We start from the raw sequence: 16227 nt of genomic DNA, 5'->3' as shown, positions 1-16227 counted from the left end.
GCTGGCCAACGGCTTCACCTACGTCGAGTACTACCTCTCGCGCGGGATGGACATCAACAAGTTCGGCCCGAACCTGTCATTCTTCTTCTCCAACGGCATTGATCCCGAGTATGCCGTGATCGGCCGCGTGGCGCGCCGTATCTGGGCCAAGGCCATGAAGAACAAGTACGGCGCCGACGAGCGTTCGCAGATGCTGAAGTACCACATCCAGACGTCGGGGCGTTCGCTGCACGCGCAGGAGATTGCGTTCAACGACATCCGCACCACGCTGCAGGCGCTGTACGCGCTGTTTGACAACTGCAATTCGTTGCACACCAACGCCTTCGACGAGGCCATCACCACGCCCACCGAAGACAGCGTGCGCCGCGCGGTCGCGATCCAGCTCATCATCAACCGCGAGCTGGGCCTGAATTTCAACGAGAACCCGTGGCAGGGCAGCTTCATCGTCGAGCAGTTGACCGACTTGGTGGAAGAAGCCGTGTACAAGGAATTCGAGGCGATTTCCGAGCGCGGCGGCGTCTTGGGCGCCATGGACACCATGTACCAGCGCGGCAAAATCCAGGAAGAATCGCTCTACTACGAACAGAAAAAGCACGACGGCTCGTTGCCCCTGATCGGAGTCAACACGTTTCTGCCGAAGGAACATGCCGGCGAAGTTGCAACGAAAATTGAACTGATCCGCGCGACCGAGCAGGAAAAACGCGAGCAGATCGCCAACGTGCAGGCCTTCCGCAAGGCGCGCAATGCGCTCGCACCGTCCGGCGAAACCTCGCACGCCAACGCCACCGAATCCACCGACGCGCCCGTGCCGCAAGTGCACGACGGTCACGGCCTGCGCTACCTGCAGGAAACCGCCCGCGAACGCAAGAACACTTTCGAAGCGCTGATGGAAGCCGTCAAAACCCACTCGCTCGGCCAGATCAGCCATGCGCTTTACGATGTGGGCGGAGAATATCGCCGAAACATGTAATAAAACGTCGCGGGCGCAGCCATTGCATAGGTGTTCGTTACTAAGGGAGGAGCCGCGAAACGTAGAATAACCCGATGCAAGAGTTGGCGATTGTAGAATTCAAGAGGGAGGCCATCCATGAATCAACCAATTGAAGTTACCGAAGCCATGCTGGGTTCACTCAAGGCCACGCGTCCCTGGGTGAAGTTCCTGGCGATAGTGTGGTTTGTAGGTCTGACCATCGCGGTGCTCTTCGGCTTGGCCATGATCACCGGGATATACGGCGGTTTCTCGACGCCGGGGATGCCAAAGTCATTTGCCAAGGTATTCGGCGTCTTCTATATCGTAATGGCATTGGTTTATGTGATGCCGATCCTGTACCTGTACCGTTATGCGAAAGCCATCGCCGGCCTCGGGAGTAGCGTGGAGATGGCGACGTTTGAAGAAGCGCTCAAGCAGCAGAAATCCTTTTGGAAATATCTCGGTATCTACATCATCGTCGTTGTAGTGCTCTATGTTCTATTGATAATCGGATTCAGTTCGGCAGGGATATATTTGGCAGCCCATCATCCCTGATTTTTGACGGCCGGCCTCGAACATTGGAAAAACCGTGAGTCCAACACCAATATCGCACCGGGAGGGGGATTCAACATGAACGAACCAGTCATCATTTCCGAAGCTGCACTCGGGTATCTAAAGAGCACCAGCCCGTGGGTGACATTCCTGGCAGTAATGGCGTTCATCGGCACGGCGTTCATGGTGCTGGCGAGCTTGTTCATGTTCGCAGGATCCGCACTCGGGCGCGCGGACCCGCGGTTGCCAGTTGTCCTATTTGTTCTGTTGGGAAGCGTTTATATTGTGGCATCAGTGTTCTTCTTGCTTATACCCGGCATCCTGTTGATACGTTACAGCAGCGCCATTTCCCGGGTCGCGGGCTCCGGCCAGAAGGCCCTGGAAGACGCCCTCGCACGGCAAAAATCCTTCTGGGAATACGCTGGGATATTCACGATTGTGATGCTCGCAATCGATGTATTGATGTTGATCGGCGTATTTGGTTTCGGACTCTTTCACGGCACAATGCTGCGCCCGTGACAGTATCTAAGCCAGGGCCAGATCAGCCATGCGCTGTACGATGTCGGTGGAGAGTAACGAGTGGAATATGTGACAGCATACCTATACTCGGAAATAATGCCGCGCTGCCGTCAGACGATGCATATTTCACTGATTGCGCGATCAGCTTTGTGCCTGGAACGTAAAATGGTCGACTTAGGAGTACGCAAACCCGCATTACGGTTTGCACGCGCACTTAATGGTGAAGTCAACCCTAAAAGGCGCTGTCCAGCACTGGTCTAGCGTTCAAGGAATTCAAAATGGCTATTATTGAAGGTTTTCGTGTGCAGAATTTTCGTGCCCTGCGCGACGTGACTCTCGGCAAGCTTTCGGGGCAAGGCGGGGAACCATTGACGCCATTCACCGTGGTTATTGGCAAGAACGGTGTAGGCAAAAGTTCACTGTTCGATGCTTTTGGCTTCGTGGCTGATTGTTTGGCAACGGATGTAGAGACTGCTTGTGACATGAAACAACGCGGCAGTTTTGAGCGCCTGCGCTCGAAAGGTGTGGAATCACCAGTTCATTTCGAAATTTACTACCGTGAAGCTCCCAACGAACGTCCAATTACCTACGAGCTTTCGATCAACTTGGATAGTTCCAGTAGGCCGTACGTTGAGTCAGAACTGCTCAAACAGCGTCGCAAAGGACAAAAACATGGGCGTCCTTATCCGTTTTTGCATCTTGATCACGGCAAAGGGTCGGTGTGGGCCGGCGAGGAAGCGGTCGAATCTGAGGGGGAGGAGGATCGCACCCAGGCCAAGGTGGAGTTGACCGACTCGCGTCAGTTGGGTATCGCCACTTTAGGTACGCTGAAGGAGCATCCGCGCATCAAGCGTTTCCGAGATTTTCTGAAGGGTTGGTACCTTTCGTACTTCTATCCGGATGCTGCGCGCAGCCTGCCTGTCGCGGGACCACAACGACACCTTAACGTGCACGGCGATAACATCGGAAATGTAGTGCAGTTTATGGAGCGTGAGCATAAAGAGCGTTTCCGTAGCATTCTTGCGCGAATTGCGAACAAAATTCCGGGGATCGCCAGTATCGATACGGAAGTGACGGCAGACAAACGCGTTCTGTTACGTTTTAACGATGGCGCTTTTACCGACCCGTTCTTTGCTCAGCAGATGTCAGATGGCACACTTAAAGTATTTGCATATCTACTTCTCTTAGAGGACCCCGATCCGCCACCGTTCATCTGTATCGAGGAGCCTGAAAATGGCTTGTACCACAAACTCCTTGAGTCGCTCGCGCAGGAGTTTCGTGATCATGCCACCGGCAAGAGAAATGCACCACAGATATTTGTGACCACACATCAACCTTATTTTGTTGATGCGTTGTCACCGCACGAGGTTTGGATTCTAGAGAAAGGCGCTGATGGCTACTCTAAGGTTCGCCGAGTTTCCGAACTGGAAGATGTCAAGAATCTAGTCGCCGAAGGTTTGCCGTTAGGCGGGCTTTGGTACAGCGACTACCTCGATGCGAGGTGAGTATGCATATCGAGATGCTAGTGGAAGACGCTTCCAGCAAGAGTCTGCTCAATTTAATATTACCCAAGCTGCTCGGTCAGCAATGTAACCCACATACATGGCGTTTACATGCCTACAAGGGCATCGGCCGCATCCCCAAAAACCTGCGTTCTGCTACTGATCCTGCTAAACGAATTCTGCTCGATCAGCTACCGCGCCTCCTGCGAGGTTACGGCAAGACTCCCGCTATCGATGCGGTAGTGGTTGTGCTCGACACTGACGCCCGCGACTGCACAGCCTTTCTTGCGGAACTCAAAGCTATTGCCACTGGCTGCACGCCTGCGCCAAGAACACTGTTTCGATTGGCGATCGAAGAAGTGGAAGCTTGGTATCTTGGCGACCGACTAGCGCTGATGGAAGCTTATCCAGGAGCCAGAGTTGATGTACTTAATCGCTACAAGCAGGATAGCGTATGCAACACTTGGGAACTACTAGCCGATGCAGTACATCCTGGTGGTTCTGCTGCGATTCGGAACGCAGGCTGGCCGCTACCAGGCCAAGTGAAATTTAAGTGGGCTGAAAAGATTGGTCCACTGCTCGATTTGGAGCGCAATGTTTCGCCAAGCTTTGGCAAATTACGTGAGGGATTGCGTAATCTTACTAACGAGCATCCATGAACAATTGGATAATCGTGGACAGATCACTGTTACTGGATTAAGCAATGATATCTCTGTTCTAAATCAGGCTTCGACGGCTTGTCCTCGATTCTCGTTGGTACCAGCAATTTCGAGTTGTGAAGCAACTGTAAGCCGTATGTCAGCATCAGCCCATCTTCTTCTTCCCTGAGCACGTCTTCCCTCTGCCGAATCACATAGTCCGGTCGAACACCGATAATCCCGCGATTAAAACGCTGCGTGGTGAATCTTGCACAAGGCCAGGCCGTTGGGAACTTCTGGAAATCCATCGGGGCCGGAATCTGAGGCGATATGCGCGGCAATGGATACCGACTTTTGTCGAGATGACGGAGACCTGGTTAAAGCAGAGCTTCCCTAAGCAGTGTCGTCGCGCGGTAATGGTGGACTGACCTCGGCTGGTTCCCGGGCCGCTTTCTTGGCGAGTTTCTTCAAACGCTTGTCTTCCTGCTTTTTCTGCCTGGCCAGATCACGCTGGCGCTTGTCGAACTTGTAATTGGCTTTGGCCACGGTGGTTCCTCAGGTTGAGCCGGGAGTATAGGCTAATCCCGGCAGCGACGCCGCCTATGGTTACGATCGCGCCTTGAAAGCTGCCAGACCATATGCGTTTGCGCCAGCTCATCCAGCCATTGGAACGCTCGAAGCCTGGCCCCGGAATCCCACGTCGCTTCGCTCATGTTCGACAGGATAGCGTAACTAGAGAGGAGGAGAGCAGAACCTGGATAAATTTGAATCGTCCACAGTTCATCATCTTTCGATAATATCCCAACTTCCGTAGGACGTATCAGGTCAGCGGTAATCCTAAGGACTTCAGGTGAGAGACCATGCATACATTAATACTTGTGCTGTTTATCGTGATCGCGTTTGCTGCCGCCCTGCTGCCGACAGGTTCCGTCGCGCTTTGGACAATCTTCAGCAGACGCGCACATAATCGGCGCTCTCCATTGACCACTGAATTTCATCACCTTCCCGGCGAATACGCGGGGAATCAGGCCGAGCGCCTGATGGATAAGGCTAACGAACGGTTAGGTATTGCAGCATTGATTGGTCCACTCGCTCTCGCAGTGTGGGCATTCCAACGCATAGATTTGCGCCTCGTCCATTTTGGATCGTTTGAATTGATTCTCCTGGTGCTGGTTGCAATCGTTTCGTTTTGGCTCGCTCGGTCAGGCGTGACACTGATCCGAACACGCCGACGGTACCTCGATGGCTTAGCAGCGGAGCGTGCCACTGCGCAGGAACTTACACCGCTGATCGCGAAGGGATGTGCGATTTATCATGACGTTCCTGCAGAAGGTTTCAACCTTGATCATGTTGTGATCGGATCCGACAAGGTTTACATGGTCGAAACCAAATCCCGCCAGAAACCCGGCGGCGGTGGCGCGGCCAACGCACAGGTGAGATTCGATGGGCACGCGCTCATTTTTCCGGACTGGCGTGACACACAGATGCTGGATCAAACCCGCGGTCAAGCACGCTGGCTGTCGAAATACCTGTATCGCAAAACCGGCGAGCGCGTTTGTGTTGAGCCGGTACTCGCGTTGCCTGGGTGGTTCGTTAGCTGCAGTGCTCCCACACCCGACGTGCACGTAATCAACCCGCAGATGCACAATTTCATGGCAAACAGTGATGGTCAGCCCATACCTGAACCACAGCGACGCCGGATCATGACAGCGCTTGAAGAACGCTATCGCGTTATGAATACTTCTACAGAAGCGAGCAAAGACTTTGCGTAACCCGAAGCGCGCAAATAAGACGGCACGCAATCAGGCGGCTGGCACGCCATTCAGAGGATTCACAACCGAAGAACGCGCAGTAATTCGAGAGCGCGCCAAGGAACTGAAGTCGGTGGGTGGCAAAAGCGAAGCGCTCGCTGCGGAGAAGTGCATAATAGAAAACGTGAAGAGCGGCAAAAGGAGCGTGCAATGAATACCCATCAAGTACACCATCACTCCCACAAGGTTTCAGCAGCAGCGTCGAAGCCGATTACGCAAGCCGCGCGCATGCGTGCGGCGATTAATCAGGCGGTAACTGCCGGGCCAAGCTTCCTGCGCGGCGACACCGATGCGAATCACATGGCAAACACCATGGTGCAGGCGGTGCAGAGCTACGCAGAACAGGAACGGGCGGCCGGCGGCGACGGTGTGCCGCAGAGCGCGGAAGCCCGCGCGTTGCAAGATGTCCTCTCGGAACTGATGGGATGTGGTTCGGGTTTCCTTGCCGGCCGTTGCGATGCCGCGTGCGTCGCTCGCACGATGACGGAAATGGTCCACGAGTTCGGGCCACACTGACGGTCGGAAGCCTCGCGGAAGCGGGCGTCCATTGCACTTATTCATCTGGATTCCCGCGTCCGCGGGAATGACAACAAGGCAATTGCCCGGACTTTCCTCGAGTGTTCTTTTGCCGCCGGCAAGTTTGCGGTGGCCTTGAAAACACCCGCTTGCACCACTATTTCCAAAGCGCAATATGCGGTGCGGTAGTCGCGCCGCCCCAGAGGAGATTCATGGCATGAGCACCCCATCCGAATACATCCCGCCCAAGGTCTGGACCTGGGACAAGCCGAGCGGCGGCCGGTTCGCCAACATCAACCGGCCGGTATCCGGGCCGACGCACGAAAAAGCACTGCCGGTGGGCAAGCACCCGCTGCAGCTCTACTCGCAAGGTACGCCGAACGGGCAGAAAGCCACCATCATGCTGGAAGAGCTGCTGGCGGCGGGGCACAAGGACGCGGAGTACGACGCCTGGCTCATCGAGATCGGTGAGGGCGATCAGTTCGGAAGCGGCTTCGTCGGGATCAACCCGAATTCAAAAATCCCTGCCATGGAGGATCGCAGCGGTCCCACGCCCATCCGCGTGTTCGAATCCGGGTCCATCCTGGTGTATCTCGCGGAGAAGTTCGGCGCATTTCTGCCCACCACCCAGCCCGCCCGCGCCGAGTGTCTGTCGTGGCTTTTCTGGCAGGTGGGCGCTGCACCGTTCGTGGGCGGCGGCTTCGGGCATTTCTACAACTACGCGCCGACCAAGATCGAATATGCGATTGACCGCTTCGCAATGGAGTCCAAGCGCCAACTGGACGTACTCGACAAGCAGTTGGCGAAACATGAATTCGTCGCGGGCGACGCCTACACGATTGCCGACATCGCGGTCTGGCCTTGGTACGGTAGCTTGGCGCTCGGCACGCTCTACCACGCCGCCGAATTTCTGTCAGCGAAGGATTACACCCACATGCTGCGCTGGGCGCATGCTATCGCGGGACGGCCGGCGGTGCAGCGCGGGCGCATCGTCAATCAGACCTCGGGCGACACGCGCAAGGTGTTACGCGAGCGTCATGCCGCTGCGGACTTCAACGCGATCAATTAAGAATCGTTAGCTGGCTATTTGGAAATAGAAATCCGAGGGACAACTAGCTGCTAAATCACGCCGGTTTTAGGCGTTGAGTCGAAATATGTCCCGCCCTTCAACTTTGGCTCTGTGGACCTACGCTCAGGACGAACGGTATTTCAAACCGGGACGATTACCAGATCAAGGTTATTTACCAATCCGCGCGGAGATTGCCATGGCGAGCACGTCCGGGTCCTGATCCTTGTTCACTTGGACCACGACACGCTTGTAAAGCTGGTGTGTGAATTCGAAGGTCAGGCAACGCGCGGGATCGTGGAAGTCGTAGAACACCACGCCGTCGCCGTTGAAGAAAGTTCCCGCGATCTTGATGCCCGGAATATTGGTGCCGACGCGGAAGCCGTGAAACCAGCCCGGCGGCACCGGGTCGTGAACCACCGAGGTTAGATAACGGTAAGGCAGATGCAGCGAGCCGTGCAGCGCCAGTACTTCATCCAGCGGACTCAAGTGCACGCTCACGCGATCTGGTTCAAGTTCGATATGCGCCATATCAACCTCAGGTGTCTTAGCGGGAGCTGGAAGTATAAGGCGGCCGCGAGTATAAGTCCCACCGCTGCATATCCAACGGTATTCCCGCACCGAGCCTAAAATGACCGCCCCGGATTCCAGGGCGGTTTCGTCAGGCACCAATCGGGCGTTTCTTCGCTCGGATGCATGCGCTTCAGCTGCATATTGTCGCTTGGACTCGCCGCTGATCTGCAGGTAAAGTGCGCGCTCGGTAATCGCCTTTCTTTTCCACAATTGTGAAGTATCCATGAACGACGCACACACCTTGCAAGCTGCACACGCCGATACCGTGATTGACGTACGCGGGCTCGACAAGATCTACGCCGGCGGCTTCCAGGCTCTGAAGAACATCGACTTGACGGTTCGTCGTGGCGAAATTTTCGCGCTGCTCGGACCAAACGGCGCCGGCAAGACCACGCTCATCAGCATCATTTGCGGCATCGTCAATCCGGGCCGCGGGTCCATTACGGTGGAGGGCCACGATGTGGTGCGTGAATGGCGTGCCACGCGTTCAATTGTCGGGTTGGTGCCGCAGGAATTGAAGACCGACGCGTTCGAGAGCGTGTGGAATACGGTACGTTTCAGCCGCGGGCTGTTCAACAAGGCACCGGACGACGCTTATATTGAACAACTGCTGAAAGACCTGACGCTGTGGGAGAAGCGTAGCAACAAGGTGATGATGCTGTCAGGCGGCATGAAGCGTCGCGTGATGATTGCCAAGGCGCTATCGCATCAGCCGCGCGTGTTGTTCCTGGATGAGCCTTCAGCCGGCGTGGATGTGGAGCTACGCCGTGATATGTGGGCGATGGTGCGGCGCCTGCGCAAGTCCGGCGTGACTATCATCCTGACCACGCATTACATCGAGGAAGCCGAGGATATGGCCGACCGTGTGGGCGTGATCAACAAGGGCGAGTTGGTCGTGGTGGAAGAAACCGCCACTTTGATGCAGAAGCTCGGCAAGAAACAATTGCGCCTGCAATTACATGAACCGCTGGCGTCGCTGCCCGCGACCTTGTCGGCCTACAACCTGGCGCTCAACGGCAAGGGAGATGAGCTGATTTACACCTACGACACGCAAAGTGAGCGCACCGGCATTACGCCTCTTTTGAGGGACTTGGCCGCGGCCGGCATCGGTTTCAAGGACCTGAACACGCAGCAGGACACGCTGGAAAAAATCTTTCTGGATCTGGTCAAGGAGCACGCATGAATCTTTATGGCATTCGCGCGATCTACAAATTCGAGATGGCGCGTACCGGACGCACATTGATGCAAAGCATTTTGTCACCGGTGATATCCACCTCACTCTATTTTGTAGTGTTCGGCTCGGCCATCGGCTCGCGCATCACCAGCGTGGAAGGCGTGAGCTACGCGGCCTTCATCATTCCCGGCCTGGTCATGCTGTCGCTGTTGATGCAGAGCGTGTCGAACGCATCGTTCGGCATCTACTTTCCCAAGTTCGTTGGCACCATTTATGAGGTGCACTCGGCGCCGCTTTCGTACCTCGAAATCGTGACCGGCTATGTGGGGGCGGCGGCGACCAAGGCGGTGATCGTGGGAGTAATCATTCTGGTCACTGCACGGCTGTTTGTGGATTACTCGATAGCCCATCCGGCGGTGATGATTCTGTTCCTGGTCCTGACGACTGTGAGTTTCAGTCTGTTTGGCTTTATCATCGGCATCTGGGCGGATAATTTCGAAAAATTGCAGGTGGTTCCCTTGATGATCATCACGCCGCTGACTTTCCTGGGCGGCAGTTTCTACTCGATCCACATGTTGCCGCCGTTATGGCAGAAGATTTCGCTGTTCAATCCGGTGGTGTATCTGGTCTCGGGATTCCGCTGGAGTTTCTACGGGCTGGCGGACGTCAACGTGGGCGTCAGCGTGGTGGCCACCATTGCGTTCCTGGCGCTATGTCTATTCATTGTCTGGTGGATTTTTCGCACGGGTTGGCGTCTGAAAGCTTGAGAGCCCTGAAACTGACAACGTGTGCTGAGTCTGGAAGGGCAGCTGCCGTTCGCTATAACAGATAGCGGGTATAGAATGATGGCCGCCCTGCATTACCTCGCTACTCAGTGATGGCAACCAAACGGCTGCCGTCATTGACGATTCTTGATCGGATTCAGACCGTTCGCTGGAAGGAGAGACTCATGAAACGCCTGGGTTATGCCTGCCTGTTGCTGATACTTGTGCCGTTGGCCGCAACGGCAACGAGTGCGCGAATAAATCTGCAAGACTATCGTGCGCTCATCCGTATAACTTCGCCGCAGTTTTCGCCTGATGGCCGGCAGCTTGCGTTCCTGACCATCCGCTCGGATTTCGTGCACGACCGCTACGATGCGACCCTGCGGGTCATGGATACGGCAGGCGGTGCGTCACGCGTGCTGGCGCAGGGCATGCGGGAATTAAGCAGCCCGCGCTGGTCGCCGGATGGCCGTACACTCGCCTTCACCGCAGAGGTGGGCAAACAGAAGGCGCAGATTTACACGGTGCCGGCGGCGGGCGGCACACCGGAAGAACTCGGCGATGCGCCGAACGGCGTCGAGCAGTTTTCCTGGAGCCCCGACGGCAATACCATCGCCTACGTGACGCCGGACGATTCGCCATTGAGCGCGAAGGACCTGCGTACCCACCACGATCTGTTCACGATTCACGACGACGATTACCTGATCAACAAGCCGCCCGTGCCCTCGCACATCTGGCTGTTGGCGGTGAAGAGCGGCAAGGCGCACCAGCTGACCTACGGCTCCACCAGCGTATTGGAGGCCGCACCGCCCTTTGGCGGCGGCGTTTCGGCGCCCGCATGGTCGGCGGACGGCCAGTGGATCGCCTATACGCAGCAGGTGAATGCCGATGACGGCGACTCGGACCGCACGCGCATCGTCGCGGTGAACGTGGCAACCGGCGCCGAGCACCCGATCACGGGCAAGCTCAGCTATGAATACACGCCGCGCTTCGCACCGCGGGGCAATGCTATCGCCTATCTATATATACATGGACCGGGTGCGGTCAGCGACATGGACCTTTTCATCGGCACGCCCAGCGGCGGCGCCGCACGCGATATCAGCGCCGACCTTGACCGCAATCTGCTGCCCGATTTCGCCTGGCTGCCGGATGGTAGCGTGGTGGTGATGGCCGATGATCATGTCGGCAGCAAGCTCTATGTTCAGCCGTTGAACGCCAGAGGTCATGCCCTGGACCTGGGCGGCTTGAACCCGCTGGCCGTGGCTGCATCGTCGCAGGGTGCGCTTGCCGTGGTCGCGGACAACGCCACTACCGCACCGGAGCTGTATCTGCTACGCAGCGTGGACAGCAAGCCGGTGCGACAGACTGACTTCAACAGCCGCTTTGCCGCCTACGCGCACGCACGCAGCATCGAAGTGACCTGGCATGCACCGGACGGGCAGCTCGATGACGGCATCCTGACTTATCCCAATGATTACGTGTCCGGCAAGAAGTATCCGCTGGTGGTCTGGGATCACGGCGGCCCGGAAGCGTCATCGGACGAAGGTTTCGATACCAACGAAATCGGCCCGCTGCGCGATCTGTTTGCGGCGGACGGCTACCTGGTTTTCGAGCCCAACTACCGCGGCAGCGACAATCTCGGCAACGCGCACATGCACGCGATCTATCGCGATCCCGGCGCAGGCCCGGACAGCGACGTGATCTCGGGCATCAAGATGCTGGAAAAGCAGGGCCTCGTGGATGAATCGCGCATCGCCGCGACCGGTCATTCCTACGGCGGCTACATGACGGCTTGGCTGATCTCGCACCAGCATTTCTGGCGCTGTGCGGTGGTGGGCGACGGCGCGGTGGACTGGACCGAGGAATATGAACTCTCCGCCGCCGGCAATCTTGCCTGGACGCGCGACTCGCTGGGCGGCACACCTTGGGACAAGGGCAGTGCCGCGCTCTACCGTACGGGTTCGCCCATCACCTACGCGGGCGACATCACCACGCCGACGCTGATCCTCTCCGGCACCGACGATACCACCGTGCCGATCACCGAATCGTTCGCGCTCTACCATGCGCTCGCCAGCCGCCACGTGCCGGTGGAATTCATCGGCATCCCCGGCGCGCATCATTCGCCGCAGGATCCGGTGCACCGCGAGCTGTACTACCAAGCTATCAACGCATGGGTGGTGAGATATCTCGGTACCTGAGCGGCATGTGCCGCTTGATTGCATGGATTCGGCGCGGCCCGGTACCTCACGATCAAAGAAGGAGTGCGGTCTGATTTTTGAAGTCTGGACCCCAGTACGCTGGGGTATAGTGTTCGCGGTTGCAGTCTTGAGTGTACCGGGCAATCATGACCTCACGTCTCGGAAAGCAGCTCGCGGAGATTGTCTCGGCACTTAATAGTGCAGGTATCCGCTTTGCGCTGATTGGAGGCTTGGCGCTTGCTGCACACAAGATTATTCGCGCCACTCAGGATGTTGATGTACTTGTGGCAATTGAAGATGCCCATCAGGTTGATCTGACACTGAAACACCTCGGCTATGAAAATCTGCACAGGGGCGCTGATGCTGGAAACTATCAGCGCGGAGACGAGCGGATTGATTTGCTCTATGCAAGCCGGGCGATTGCCAAGCGGTTACTGTCGGACGCATTGACTCGACCGACTCTGTTTGGTTCACTCCCGGTCATCAGCGCCGAGGGTTTGATCGGGTTCAAACTGCAAGCCTTAGTCAATAATCCTCGCCGTACCCAGGATTTGGAAGATATCCGAGCCCTGTTGCGCGCCAATCGCGCCACACTCAATATGGACGAAGTGCGGGATTATTTCCGCCTGTTTGAGCGTGAAACTTTGCTGGAAGATATCCTCAATGAACTCACATGAACAACAACCAATAGTTCGGAGTGCGCAATCCATAGCCGGGGGCGGAGGATTGGAAACTCCAGTCCCTTCGTCCCGCGATGCTTATGAAATCCTTGACGACCTGATGGCGGTGGTGGAAGCCTTGTGCCCGCGCTGGCCGGATCGCGAAACCTTCAGGCAACGCGACGACTTCCGGCTGTGATCGCGGTAGTCGCGACGAATTTGGCCTCGTGGCAGTAGCCACATCCTCGTATTTCAGCCGGTAGCAGCAGCTGACGCCGGTGGATCGCCGGAGCGCCACGGAGCTTGGCCTGAACGCCGACTGCGGGTAAAGTGCGCGCTCCGCGCCGCCCACCGGCCGGTTGCCCCCATAAAAGGAAGTCGCCATGTTTCGCAACTTTGCCCTTGCGCTCGCCGGCGCGTTGGCGCTGAGCGCCGCCCCGCTGGTTTCGGCCGATGGAACCCATTCCATGACGCCCAATGACACAGCCCGCAGCAACCCGTTTTTTGCGCCCAGTACGCTGCCGTTCCAGGCGCCGCCCTTTGACAAGATCACCGACAGCGATTACCTGCCGGCCATAGAGGCGGGCATGCAGCGGCAGTTGGCCGAGGTGCAAAGCATCGCCGACAATCCGGCGCCGCCGACCTTCGACAACACCCTGGTTGCATTGGAAAAGAGCGGGCAGTTGCTGACTCGCGTCATGCGTACCTTCAACCTGATGACCGGCGCCAACACCGATCCCGCGCTGCAGAAGGTCGAAGAGGATGTGGCACCCAAACTGGCGGCCAATCAGGATGCCATCCTGCTCAACGCCAAACTATTCAAGCGTGTCGAGACGATTTACAACGAGCGCGACCGGCTCAAGCTGGATCCCGAATCGCGCTGGCTGGTGCATTACTATCATCAGCAGTTCGTGCTGGCGGGCGCACGGCTGTCCGAGGCCGACAAGGCCAAACTCAAGATACTCAACGAGGAAGATGCGAGCCTGAGCGCCAGGTTTTCCAATCAACTGCTGGCGGCGGCCAATGCCGCGGCGCTGGTGGCGAGCGACCCGTCCGAACTGGCTGGCTTGTCGCCGGCGCAACTGCAGGCGGCGGCGCTTACGGCCAAGAGCCGCGGCCTGGACGGCAAGTGGGTGATCCCGCTGCAGAATACCACCCAGCAGCCGGATCTCGGCGAACTCACCGATCGCGCCACGCGCGAGAAACTGTTCGAGGCATCGTGGACGCGGGCCGAGCGCGGCGGCGCCGACGACACCCGGCCGACGATCACGCGCCTCGCCAAGCTGCGCGCCGAGGAAGCCAAACTACTGGGTTATCCCGACTACGCCTCTTGGGTCCTGCAGACCCAGATGGCCAAGACACCGGCGAATGTCCAGAAATTTCTGGAAGAGTTGATTCCTCCCGCGACCCGCAAGGCGCGTGTGGAAGCGGCGGAACTGCAGCAGATCATTGACCAAGACGGCGGCAAATTCAAACTCGAGCCCTGGGATTGGGATTTTTACGCCGAGCAGTTGCGCAAGCAGAAATACAATCTGGACCAGGCCGAGATCAAACCGTACTTCGAGCTCAACCGCGTGCTCGAAGACGGCGTGTTTTACGCCGCCCACGAACTCTATGGCATCAGCTTCAAGGAGCGGCATGACCTGCCGGTATGGCAGCCGGACGTGCGCGTGTTCGAAGTGCATGACTACAACGGCAAGCCGCTCGGCCTGTTCTACTGCGATTATTTCAAGCGCGACAACAAGTCGGGCGGCGCCTGGATGGACAACCTGGTGTACCAGTCGAGGCTGCTGCACCAGTTGCCGGTGATCTACAACGTGACCAACTTCAGCAAGCCCGCGCCCGGCCAGCCGGCGCTGCTGAGCATCGACGACGTGATCACCATGTTCCACGAGTTCGGTCACGCGCTGAACGGCTTCTTTGCCGATCAGGAGTATCCGAGCCTGTCGGGCACTGCCACGGCGCGCGACTTCGTGGAATATCCGTCACAGTTCAACGAGCACTGGGCGCTGTATCCCAAGGTGCTGGAGCATTACGCCGTCAATTACCAGACGGGTCAGCCGATGCCGAAAGTCCTGCTGGAGAAGATCCTCAAGGCACGCGGTTTCAACAAGGGCTACGACATGACCGAGATGCTCGCAGCTTCCGAACTCGACATGCAGTGGCATACGCTGCCCGCGAGTGCGCCCGAGCAGAACGTGGACCAGTTTGAGTTGGCGGCGCTCAAGAAGACCGGCGTGTACCTGCCGCAGGTGCCGACGCGCTATCGCTCCAGCTACTTCCTGCATATCTGGAGCAACGGCTATGCCGCGGGTTACTACGCCTACAACTGGACGCAGATGCTCGCGGACGACAGTTACCAGTGGTTCCTGGACCACGGCGGCCTGACGCGTGCCAATGGCCAGCGCTACCGCGACCTGATCCTGTCGCGCGGCAACACCGAGAATTACGCGCACATGTTCCGTACTTTCTACGGCCGCGATCCGCAGATCGGGCCGATGCTCAAGTACCGCTATCTGAACGTCAACTGAACGGTGAGTCCGGCAGACAGAAACGGGCCGGAGAATGCCGGCCCGCCGTTTTTAGCTGGAGAATTTATCAAAGTCGACACGCATGACAAATCCCCCCCGCGCGCCGAACGCGCTCCCCCCTTTGCAAAGGGGGTAAGGGGGGATTTCAGGTGCGCCGGACAGAGATCATCGTATTTTTGTCCTGGCGCTTATTATTCACCCGAGGCTATTTGTCCGCCTGATTGTGGGCCTCGACGAACCACAGGTATTTGTCCACACCGCGCGAGATCTCGGTGAAGATGTCGGCGGTATCCTTGTCGCCGAGTTCATCCGCCTGGTCGATGGCGTGGCGCACGCTTTCACCGAAATTCGCCAGCGCCTGGGACAACGCCTGTACGTGCTCGCGGCCCTGGGTGATGTTCAGGGGGTATTCGGGCAGGTGCGAACGCTTGGCGGCCATGCGCACCGTGCCTTCGGCGCTGCCGCCGAACTGCATGATGCGTTCCGCAATCAAGTCCGCGTATTCCGCCGACGCGTCGGCGATCTTGTCGAATAGCTCGTGCAAGGCGATGAAGCTTGGCCCCTTGACGTTCCAGTGGGCCTGCTTGGCCTGGTGCATCAAGTCGGTGGCGTCGGCCAGGTTCTGCTGCAGGATGCCGATTGCCTGGGTGCGGGATTTTTCCGGAAAACTGTTTTTAGTGGTGTACATGCGGGGTTCCTCAAGTTGCATAGACCAGGATTTTGGGGCTGTGCCGGACTGTTTCAAGCCGGCAAA

17 protein-coding genes are annotated in these 16227 nt (G+C 57.5%); 14 read left to right on the top strand and 3 right to left on the bottom strand.

Annotated features, from left to right (window positions below; all coding sequences use genetic code 11):
• From VJR90_11850 to VJR90_11830, 5 genes are all read left to right on the top strand, one after another.
• Window positions 1–970: methylmalonyl-CoA mutase family protein (locus VJR90_11850; protein HKV98165.1), on the top strand; the 970-nt coding region annotated here is incomplete at its 5' end.
• Between the two features lie 117 nt (window positions 971–1087).
• Complete coding sequence (locus VJR90_11845; GenBank protein HKV98164.1) at window positions 1088–1525, top strand: hypothetical protein; 438 nt, start codon at window positions 1088–1090, stop codon at window positions 1523–1525.
• A gap of 75 nt (window positions 1526–1600) precedes the next feature.
• Window positions 1601–2041, top strand: a complete 441-nt coding sequence (locus VJR90_11840; protein HKV98163.1) for a hypothetical protein — start codon at window positions 1601–1603, stop codon at window positions 2039–2041.
• Window positions 2042–2319: 278 nt separating this feature from the next.
• Window positions 2320–3546, top strand: coding sequence for an AAA family ATPase (locus VJR90_11835; GenBank protein HKV98162.1), 1227 nt, complete (start codon window positions 2320–2322; stop codon window positions 3544–3546).
• Between the two features lie 2 nt (window positions 3547–3548).
• A complete protein-coding gene (locus VJR90_11830) occupies window positions 3549–4202 on the top strand; it encodes a hypothetical protein (protein ID HKV98161.1) in 654 nt (217 codons plus the stop codon).
• A 372-nt stretch (window positions 4203–4574) separates the two neighbouring features.
• Here the strand turns inward: VJR90_11830 and VJR90_11825 are convergent, their stop codons facing one another.
• On the bottom strand, window positions 4575–4727 hold the full coding sequence (locus tag VJR90_11825; GenBank protein ID HKV98160.1) for a hypothetical protein: 153 nt from the start codon (window positions 4725–4727) through the stop codon (window positions 4575–4577).
• Between the two features lie 314 nt (window positions 4728–5041).
• Between VJR90_11825 and VJR90_11820 the strand changes: the two genes are divergently transcribed.
• The 3 genes from VJR90_11820 to yghU all read left to right on the top strand — a co-directional run bounded on the left by VJR90_11820 (window position 5042) and on the right by yghU (window position 7577).
• On the top strand, window positions 5042–5953 hold the full coding sequence (locus tag VJR90_11820; protein HKV98159.1) for a nuclease-related domain-containing protein: 912 nt from the start codon (window positions 5042–5044) through the stop codon (window positions 5951–5953).
• Between the two features lie 189 nt (window positions 5954–6142).
• A complete protein-coding gene (locus VJR90_11815) occupies window positions 6143–6508 on the top strand; it encodes a hypothetical protein (GenBank protein HKV98158.1) in 366 nt (121 codons plus the stop codon).
• 217 nt (window positions 6509–6725) lie between these two features.
• Window positions 6726–7577 carry a glutathione-dependent disulfide-bond oxidoreductase gene (yghU, locus tag VJR90_11810; protein ID HKV98157.1) on the top strand — a complete coding sequence of 284 codons (852 nt, stop codon included), beginning with the start codon at window positions 6726–6728 and terminating at the stop codon, window positions 7575–7577.
• Window positions 7578–7745: 168 nt separating this feature from the next.
• Here yghU and VJR90_11805 read toward each other — a convergent pair whose 3' ends face one another.
• Entirely contained in the window at window positions 7746–8372 is a 627-nt protein-coding gene (locus VJR90_11805; protein ID HKV98156.1) for a hypothetical protein, read from the bottom strand.
• Here VJR90_11805 and VJR90_11800 point away from each other — a divergent pair.
• The 6 genes from VJR90_11800 (at window position 8371) to dcp (ending at window position 15473) form a co-directional block, all read left to right on the top strand.
• Window positions 8371–9330, top strand: a complete 960-nt coding sequence (locus VJR90_11800) for an ABC transporter ATP-binding protein (protein ID HKV98155.1) — start codon at window positions 8371–8373, stop codon at window positions 9328–9330. The two genes, VJR90_11805 and VJR90_11800, sit on opposite strands and share 2 nt — an antisense overlap.
• On the top strand, window positions 9327–10088 hold the full coding sequence (locus tag VJR90_11795; protein ID HKV98154.1) for an ABC transporter permease: 762 nt from the start codon (window positions 9327–9329) through the stop codon (window positions 10086–10088). Before VJR90_11800 ends, VJR90_11795 begins: the two co-directional genes overlap by 4 nt.
• Before the next feature lie 182 nt (window positions 10089–10270).
• Window positions 10271–12283: a S9 family peptidase gene (locus VJR90_11790; GenBank protein HKV98153.1), complete on the top strand. Its 2013-nt coding sequence runs from the start codon at window positions 10271–10273 to the stop codon at window positions 12281–12283.
• Between the two features lie 146 nt (window positions 12284–12429).
• Window positions 12430–12960 carry a hypothetical protein gene (locus tag VJR90_11785; protein ID HKV98152.1) on the top strand — a complete coding sequence of 177 codons (531 nt, stop codon included), beginning with the start codon at window positions 12430–12432 and terminating at the stop codon, window positions 12958–12960.
• Window positions 12961–13009: 49 nt separating this feature from the next.
• Complete coding sequence (locus tag VJR90_11780) at window positions 13010–13141, top strand: hypothetical protein (GenBank protein HKV98151.1); 132 nt, start codon at window positions 13010–13012, stop codon at window positions 13139–13141.
• Between the two features lie 184 nt (window positions 13142–13325).
• Window positions 13326–15473, top strand: coding sequence for a peptidyl-dipeptidase Dcp (gene dcp / locus VJR90_11775; protein ID HKV98150.1), 2148 nt, complete (start codon window positions 13326–13328; stop codon window positions 15471–15473).
• A 205-nt stretch (window positions 15474–15678) separates the two neighbouring features.
• Here dcp and dps read toward each other — a convergent pair whose 3' ends face one another.
• The gene (gene dps, locus VJR90_11770; protein ID HKV98149.1) at window positions 15679–16182 is read right to left on the bottom strand and encodes a DNA starvation/stationary phase protection protein Dps; all 504 of its coding nucleotides are present in this window, start codon (window positions 16180–16182) and stop codon (window positions 15679–15681) included.
• Window positions 16183–16227 lie beyond the last annotated feature (45 nt).

The organism is Gammaproteobacteria bacterium (assembly GCA_035279405.1).
GTDB lineage: Bacteria > Pseudomonadota > Gammaproteobacteria > Natronospirales > REEB76 > REEB76.
This window is presented reverse-complemented; position numbering and strand designations above follow the sequence as displayed.

What these genes read in the sequence shown, in the direction of transcription:
- VJR90_11845 (HKV98164.1), top strand. Translation starts at nt 1,088, where the DNA reads ATGAATCAACCAATTGAAGTTACCGAAGCCATGCTGGGTTCACTCAAG.
- VJR90_11790 (HKV98153.1), top strand. Translation starts at nt 10,271, where the DNA reads ATGAAACGCCTGGGTTATGCCTGCCTGTTGCTGATACTTGTGCCGTTG.
- dps (HKV98149.1), bottom strand. Translation starts at nt 16,182, where the DNA reads ATGCAACTTGAGGAACCCCGCATGTACACCACTAAAAACAGTTTTCCG.
- VJR90_11815 (HKV98158.1), top strand. Translation starts at nt 6,143, where the DNA reads ATGAATACCCATCAAGTACACCATCACTCCCACAAGGTTTCAGCAGCA.
- VJR90_11830 (HKV98161.1), top strand. Translation starts at nt 3,549, where the DNA reads ATGCATATCGAGATGCTAGTGGAAGACGCTTCCAGCAAGAGTCTGCTC.
- VJR90_11800 (HKV98155.1), top strand. Translation starts at nt 8,371, where the DNA reads ATGAACGACGCACACACCTTGCAAGCTGCACACGCCGATACCGTGATT.
- VJR90_11805 (HKV98156.1), bottom strand. Translation starts at nt 8,372, where the DNA reads ATGGATACTTCACAATTGTGGAAAAGAAAGGCGATTACCGAGCGCGCA.
- VJR90_11840 (HKV98163.1), top strand. Translation starts at nt 1,601, where the DNA reads ATGAACGAACCAGTCATCATTTCCGAAGCTGCACTCGGGTATCTAAAG.
- VJR90_11795 (HKV98154.1), top strand. Translation starts at nt 9,327, where the DNA reads ATGAATCTTTATGGCATTCGCGCGATCTACAAATTCGAGATGGCGCGT.
- VJR90_11820 (HKV98159.1), top strand. Translation starts at nt 5,042, where the DNA reads ATGCATACATTAATACTTGTGCTGTTTATCGTGATCGCGTTTGCTGCC.
- VJR90_11835 (HKV98162.1), top strand. Translation starts at nt 2,320, where the DNA reads ATGGCTATTATTGAAGGTTTTCGTGTGCAGAATTTTCGTGCCCTGCGC.
- VJR90_11785 (HKV98152.1), top strand. Translation starts at nt 12,430, where the DNA reads ATGACCTCACGTCTCGGAAAGCAGCTCGCGGAGATTGTCTCGGCACTT.
- dcp (HKV98150.1), top strand. Translation starts at nt 13,326, where the DNA reads ATGTTTCGCAACTTTGCCCTTGCGCTCGCCGGCGCGTTGGCGCTGAGC.
- yghU (HKV98157.1), top strand. Translation starts at nt 6,726, where the DNA reads ATGAGCACCCCATCCGAATACATCCCGCCCAAGGTCTGGACCTGGGAC.